The 6,293-nt window shown below is 58.2% G+C and carries 5 protein-coding genes and 2 tRNA genes; 4 read left to right on the plus strand and 3 right to left on the minus strand.

Annotated features, from left to right (window positions below; genetic code table 11):
* Both VGL40_07835 and VGL40_07840 read left to right on the plus strand, forming a co-directional pair.
* A partial coding sequence (locus tag VGL40_07835) for an integrase core domain-containing protein (protein ID HEY3315168.1) occupies positions 1–361 on the plus strand: 361 nt, incomplete at its 5' end.
* 1,625 nt (positions 362–1,986) lie between these two features.
* Positions 1,987–2,538 carry a hypothetical protein gene (locus VGL40_07840; protein ID HEY3315169.1) on the plus strand — a complete coding sequence of 184 codons (552 nt, stop codon included), beginning with the start codon at positions 1,987–1,989 and terminating at the stop codon, positions 2,536–2,538.
* A 156-nt stretch (positions 2,539–2,694) separates the two neighbouring features.
* Here the strand turns inward: VGL40_07840 and VGL40_07845 are convergent, their stop codons facing one another.
* Positions 2,695–3,279 carry a hypothetical protein gene (locus VGL40_07845; protein ID HEY3315170.1) on the minus strand — a complete coding sequence of 195 codons (585 nt, stop codon included), beginning with the start codon at positions 3,277–3,279 and terminating at the stop codon, positions 2,695–2,697.
* Positions 3,280–3,518: 239 nt separating this feature from the next.
* On the opposite strand from VGL40_07845, the gene VGL40_07850 reads away from it, so the two are divergent.
* Positions 3,519–4,073, plus strand: coding sequence for a hypothetical protein (locus VGL40_07850; GenBank protein HEY3315171.1), 555 nt, complete (start codon positions 3,519–3,521; stop codon positions 4,071–4,073).
* A gap of 70 nt (positions 4,074–4,143) precedes the next feature.
* Here the strand turns inward: VGL40_07850 and VGL40_07855 are convergent.
* Positions 4,144–4,216, minus strand: a tRNA-Arg gene (locus tag VGL40_07855).
* A 249-nt stretch (positions 4,217–4,465) separates the two neighbouring features.
* Here VGL40_07855 and VGL40_07860 point away from each other — a divergent pair.
* The gene (locus tag VGL40_07860; protein ID HEY3315172.1) at positions 4,466–5,206 is read left to right on the plus strand and encodes a hypothetical protein; all 741 of its coding nucleotides are present in this window, start codon (positions 4,466–4,468) and stop codon (positions 5,204–5,206) included.
* An 807-nt stretch (positions 5,207–6,013) separates the two neighbouring features.
* Here the strand turns inward: VGL40_07860 and VGL40_07865 are convergent.
* Positions 6,014–6,086, minus strand: a tRNA-Arg gene (locus tag VGL40_07865).
* Positions 6,087–6,293: the final 207 nt, after the last annotated feature.

Raw genomic sequence — 6,293 nt, forward strand, 5'->3', positions numbered from 1 at the left:
GGGGAGCCAATTCACCAGCCCCAGCTACATCTCCCTTCTGCAGGCTGCCGGCGTCAGGATCAGCATGGATGGCAAGGGGCGAGCCACCGACAACATCTTCACGGAGCGCCTGTGGCGCAGCCTCAAGTACGAAGAGGTCTATATCCACGAGTACACCAGCCCCCGGCAGGCTCGGGAAGGCATCCGTAGGTATCTGGACTTCTACAACACGGGCCGGCCCCACCAGGCCCTGGGCTATGAGACCCCGGCAGAAGCCCACTTCGGACGAGAACTGGAAATCCACAGCATACACTCATTCAGGACCCAGACCAAACGAGGGGGGGACAAATGTAACTTAGCAGGCATCAAAAACGTGTCTTGACAATGGGGTCCACCTTACTCAGTTGTCAGCCTCAACGGCGAGAACATATCTTCAATGGGTGATATCAGAGATGTTGTCGACGATGTTGTGCCTGGGACGAAGATCTTCTTGAAATATCAGAGAGGCTCACTCGTAATAGAAACCCAGATCACTCCTGACGGTATATCCCAATGGGAGTCCAAGCCCATTCTCCGATACGGGGCGGTACTCGAACCATGGGAGGCGGCATTTTAGAGGCTGACCATCCGAGGCCAATAGAAGATGCTACCGGCGACCTCTTGAGCGGGTCGCCTTTTTCCATTGTGCCGGCCCTTGGCCGTGTGGGACTCCGGGGCTATGGGTGAACCTATGTCCGGGCGAGATGAAGCGATTCTAGACGTCAAGTTGCCCCGTTCATGGCCAGGGGGAATCATCCTCGACGAGAGGGATAAGCCCCGGTCGGCGGTCAGGGGTGGGAATTGAACTCACACCCTCCAGGACCGCCTATTTACTTTTTCTAAAATTTGTAGAACGGCGGGACTCCTTTGGTCTACTATCGGCGTGACTGTGGGTCAATCTAAGTGGCGCTACGTGGCCGCGCTAGGGTGGTGCAAGGAGGGGGGGGGGGTGGCGCACTGGGATCCAATGAAATAGCCGTGTCTACTGGCAGGCAAAGTGCCAGCCAATGCAGAAGAATGGCGGGCAGACTGTTAATTGGGCAAGATGACTTAGTTGGCAGCCATTCCACCTCCACGCCCGGAAGCAGCGGATAGACAAATCGTCGGGGAACTAACTCAGGAGATAATCGGTCTATTAGGTCTAGAGGGATTTCGACCGTGCCCTATTTGGATTGGGCCTTCGAATATCGAACATATGAGAACAGATCACCCATTAGATTTCGAGCAGTTCTTCGATTACCTCCCCCTGATCATTCGAGAGCCAGACTACGTTGCTGCTCACCCCAACGGCGTAAGCATTGAATTCATTAAGCTCTTCCGCGAGAATGATCAAACCGTACTAGTTGCTGTCCGGGCGAGCAGTAGCGGGTTACTCTACGCTCGAAGTCTCTATGAGATCTCACGAGAAAAGCTTGAGCATTATACTGCTTCGGGTACAACAGTAAAACTGGACAATTTTTGACGTGTTCCCGCAGCCTTCTGGAAGGATTAACGATTTCGTGATAGAATATCGAATAGACGAGTAGGATGAACTGAGAGGGTCATTGAGGACGGAAGAGGCAGCCGTCGCCCCCATTTTATGGGTTGGGAGATGTAGGCGCCACCTACTGATGACTCTCTCGCTTCGCCAAAGGGGCCAGGGTAACCGGGCCCCTTCGCATTTACCCAATAGATGACCCGGTGAGTGTCCCGGGAGCGCAACTAGCGCTCCTTTTTCATTTCTGGCCCTCAGAGAACCCCAATAACCCATCTCGTCCATGTCGATGCGCTCAAGCAAGACTTGCTCCGTCGTTCTCCAAAAGAGCGATTGGCAAGACCGACTCAGCACCCCCCCCCGCCGGCCAGATCGCCGGGGTCCGGCAGCCAGGGTATGACCGTTGTAGCCACCTGAGTTCGACAAAGTATTGCCAGCTCAAGAGTCTCCGGGCGGACAAGCTCGAAGCCGAGGTCTTCAAGACGCTATCAGAAATGGCCCAGCCCGACCGATTGCGAGAAATACTTAAGGACATGAAGTCGGACCTGCGCCGCAGGGAGGCTTTACGCAGGGAGTCCGACGTGAACGCCAGACGCGAAATAGCGAAGCATGAATCGGCAAAGGCGAGAGATTGGGAGGCATACAAGGAGAGACACATCGTGGGCAGCGAACTGACCAGCAGACTTCGTGAACATGACGCGGCCATTGAGAAGGCGAAGGCCGCTCTGCAGGAGGCCGAATTGGGGTCGCGGGTGGTCGAGGCCGAGGCCGATGTCCAGCGAGTCGCGGCGGCCCTGACCAACTTCCTCCGGGTCTTCAACAATCCAACCAAACGCACCGAGCTTGCAAGAAAGCTGATTAAGCGGGTGGACGTTCCAGGGAAGAGGCCAAGGTATACCTTTACCGGCCCGGCTGACCGCGTATGCCTAAATGTCCGGTCACCGAGGAGAACAGCCAGGTGGCCAACGGAACGGCCGGCTGAGAGAGATGACCCGATCGAGCCATCAAGACCCCGGCCACCAGCCGGGGTCTTCGCGTCGGTGTAGCCGCGCGCCCCCGGCGGAAAACGAGCGTAAGGAAAAAGCCCTCGAGGAGCGTTTCCTCGGGGGCTGACGAAGACCAGCAAGAACAGGAAGCCTGAAGGCGCAAGGACGGGAGCGAGCGGAGCCACCGGTCAGGGGGACGGACGGGCCGCCGGACGGTTATGACCAGACGCTGCGACGGCCCCGACCGGCGGCGGGGGTGGGCTCAGGCGTCTCGGCGCCGGCCCCGTTCTCGGCCGTTCCGGCGGGCTGGGGCAACTTGGGCCGGGGGCGGACCATGGCCATCAGGGATGGGCGGCGTTCATCGATGGGCCCCGGTGAGGCCGACTCGACCTGGGCCGACGGGTGCGCCCCCCTCCCCATCCGGATGGCGGCGGCCAGTCCGATGGCGGCGCCCGGGGCGAGGTCACCAACGATGGTCAGGGCGGTCCCCGAGGCGACGATGCCGAGCCCGATCACGCCGACGTAAAGCCAATCGGCCGGTTGCACATAGATAGTCCCGAAGAACTGGGTCGTCACCATGACGACGGTCAGGCCCAGGCCCAGGAGGGCGCCCCGCAGGGCGACCACCGGCAGCCGGACCTTGTTCTTGGCCGCGGCCAGCCCTTCGGCCAGCTGTCCGACAATGAAGGCGAAGGGCAGACTCAACAGAGTGGTCGTGGGCCACGAAAAATCGGGCTTGTTCATGGTTACGGCGACCCAAAAGACGAGATTGCTGAGGATGAAAGCGGCGGCTCCGATCAACCCTGGTCCCTCTCCCTCGCGTCACTACGGAAAGGCTTGAACCGGTGACGGTTTGATGATTAATGCGGCTGCTATATATGACGTCGGCGGAACACCGAAGTTCCTTTAGGGGGTCCGGAAAGATTTCCCGCGCGGCGAAGCCCCGGAACCGGCGCGGCCTCGGCGGCGTCCAAGATAAGGGCCTGCACCGGGCCAGTCATCATCAAGGGTCTTCGGGGAGTGCGAAGGATTTGAGACCGTTGCGGAATCGTCTGTTGGCGTCCATGTTCATCGTCATCATGCTGGGATTGGCGCTCGGAGCGGTGGTCGGCTGCCGGCGGGCGGCCGAGCCAAGCCAAGCCAACGATAATGGCGACCCGACGAGCCGAACCGGAGGGCCGGCCGCGAAGAACCCCTTCCAGCACAGCGTCAGTCTGCCCGACGGGACGATCGTCCATTCCGGCCGCGGTTCCGTGGCCTGGAAGGATATGGACCTCAGTCTCAGCACGATCGGTTTCGAGAAGAGCGGCGACCCGATCCCGAAGATTGTCGGCAACCACGCCGTCGTCGTCACCAAGGACCTGGTCAAGCTCAAGGACCGACCAGCCGTGCTGGTCCTGGTCGAGCGGACCCAGCCGGCGGCGGCCGGGCCGGCCAAGCCGACCTACGAGTACTGGTTGATCGTCAACGGCGACGACCCCCAGCGGTCCGACATGGGCCTGGCTTATTCGATCATCGGAATGGTCACGGGCGATCAGAAGAAGGCTCGGGAAGAACTGCTGTCCATCGGGCCCAATTGGGAACTGCCGTTCTGACCGGCATCGGGTGGTTCTGCCCGGGAGGTGTCAGAAAAAGACCACCGATGTCTCTCGGTGGTCATCTTTGTGCGCCCAGCAGGACTCGAACCTGCGCCACCGGCTCCGGAGGCCGGTGCTCTAATCCACTGAGCTATGGGCGCTTGACTCTATTTTTCATGTCAAACGACAAAGAACGTCAAAGTGCAAATCAATCGCTCGGAGGGGAGGCTGTCAAGTAACGTGATTCGCCGACTCACGCAGCCGGCCCTCCAACTCAGGCCGACTGGAAAGCGTTTGGTTGATCTGTCAAAAGTGCCCCGAAATAAGACACCCCGCAATAAGACAGAATTGACAAAAACGTCAATCAACGGTAAAATTAGTCCGGCTCAAACAGCAAGATGGAGGGCAAATTGAGACGCTATCTGATTCTGCTTGTCGTGTTCGGTCTTCTCGTGGGTTTGGCTGCCCCGGCGCTGGCAAATTCCGCGCCAAAGGACCCTACGACCTTCGACCAGATGGTCACAGAGAGAATCCGCTATTGGAGATCCCAGGGTTACGAACTTGTCAGTTCCGCCGTCAAAACCGTTAGTTTGTACCGTCCTGACCCTGATGGTCCGCTTGTCCCGGTACCAGAGGGAGACGTCAGCATTCAGTACATCTCTCCCTCAGCTATCACGATTGGGGCTTTCGCGTATCGAAGGATCGGAACAGGGAGACCCGTGGACTGGGTTTTTGAGGGTGACTGGAACTGGGGCAGCAACGTCGATACCTCAGGCACGTACGACTTTCCTGGCCTTTCGTGGAACGGCAACCTTGCGATCTACGGCGAGAACTCAATGGTCTATTGGAGCAATGGAACGTACTCAAGCCCGAATTCCACGAGCCAGGTAGCTGGGCAAGGCATGGCATGGACTCTGCCGTATAACATCGTCTATCCAAGCACATTGGTCTATCCCAGAAGTGGTTACGTCCAGACCAAGGCCTACCAGATGTTCGAAGTGGGTGCTGCCGGGAACTTAGTGTTCAGTTTTGGACACGCGTACCAGTCCGTCAGTTATAGCCTCTCCCTGTCCGGTGGCGGCATGTCATGGAGCATCACGCCTTCTACCGGAACGTGGACGATCTCCACCTGGACGACCTTCCAGTATTGATGACTCAGCAACTTCGGGGCCCATCTTCCGTAATATGGGGGTGGGCCTTTCTCTTGTCGACATAGTGAACCCCTCTTCCGAGGTGAACAGACTTGCCCAGGTGTGGAGCCGGCAAGATGTTTCTTATCTCTTGCCTAGTCGTTTCTTGTGGCGCATGGGTCATTCTGCATTTTCACCCTGTGACCCAAAAAGCCTGGGGGGAATTCCGCTTCAGCAATGGGGCTGTCGTGACAGTCCCGTCGGGTGGAACAGTTGTGACTCCTTCGGGAGAGCATCTAATAGGGCTAAGGCTTTACACAGTCGTCACTCAGACAGAAGCGCTTTTCCCCCGGATGCTGGTCAGTTCTGTGTATATGCCGCCCTTCAAGATCCGTAGTGCTGCCTTGCTCCATGTTTATGTTCTTGCACCGGGACAGAAGGCAGAAAGCCCCGCGCTCCAGTGCCGTTACGTATCGTGGGAGGCCACAGAAACCTCTGTTTCTGCAGACATCCCGCTCGATATGGGATCAAGCCTTCTAAACGACGTTTCGATCTCCGGTCAGGTGTGCCTGAGCTACCTGCCACTGACTCATCTGTTACCCGCTGGCCTCTGGGCTCCAAAAGCTCCCAAGACTACATTTCTATTCTTCCTGAAGGGTCTTCCTGAAGGGCCCGAGTTGAGAATCAAAGGGGCCACTGACGACGGGCCCGGCTACGCTCACTCGAAACCACGCCCACAAAGGCGGCCCACCCCTCATCGGTCGGCTGCACAGTATGAAAACGAGCCGGCTGAGACCTAAGGAACTGTCTCAGACCGGCTCTTTCTTGTGCGCCCAGCAGGACTCGAACCTGCGCCACCGGCTCCGGAGGCCGGTGCTCTAATCCACTGAGCTATGGGCGCGTTTCTTCAATTCGCTTTTACATTATACAACAGAAAGTCGCCGGGCGCAAATCTGCCGGCCCGTTCCGAGGCTGTCAAGTTAATGTTGGTGGCCTATTAGGCGATCCGCAGCCGGCCGTTACGATAGGCCCGCTGGAAGGGTTTGGTTTACTTGTTTGAAGAAGTGAGATAGCCCGTGGGAAGCGTTGCGGCCCATGGTCAACGCAG

The organism is Bacillota bacterium (genome assembly GCA_036504675.1).
Lineage (GTDB): Bacteria > Bacillota > Sulfobacillia > JAJYWN01 > JAJZPE01 > DASXUT01.

Bases quoted from the DNA above. Each gene is read 5' to 3' on its own strand.
- VGL40_07840 (HEY3315169.1), top strand. From the start codon at position 1,987: ATGGCCCAGCCCGACCGATTGCGAGAAATACTTAAGGACATGAAGTCG.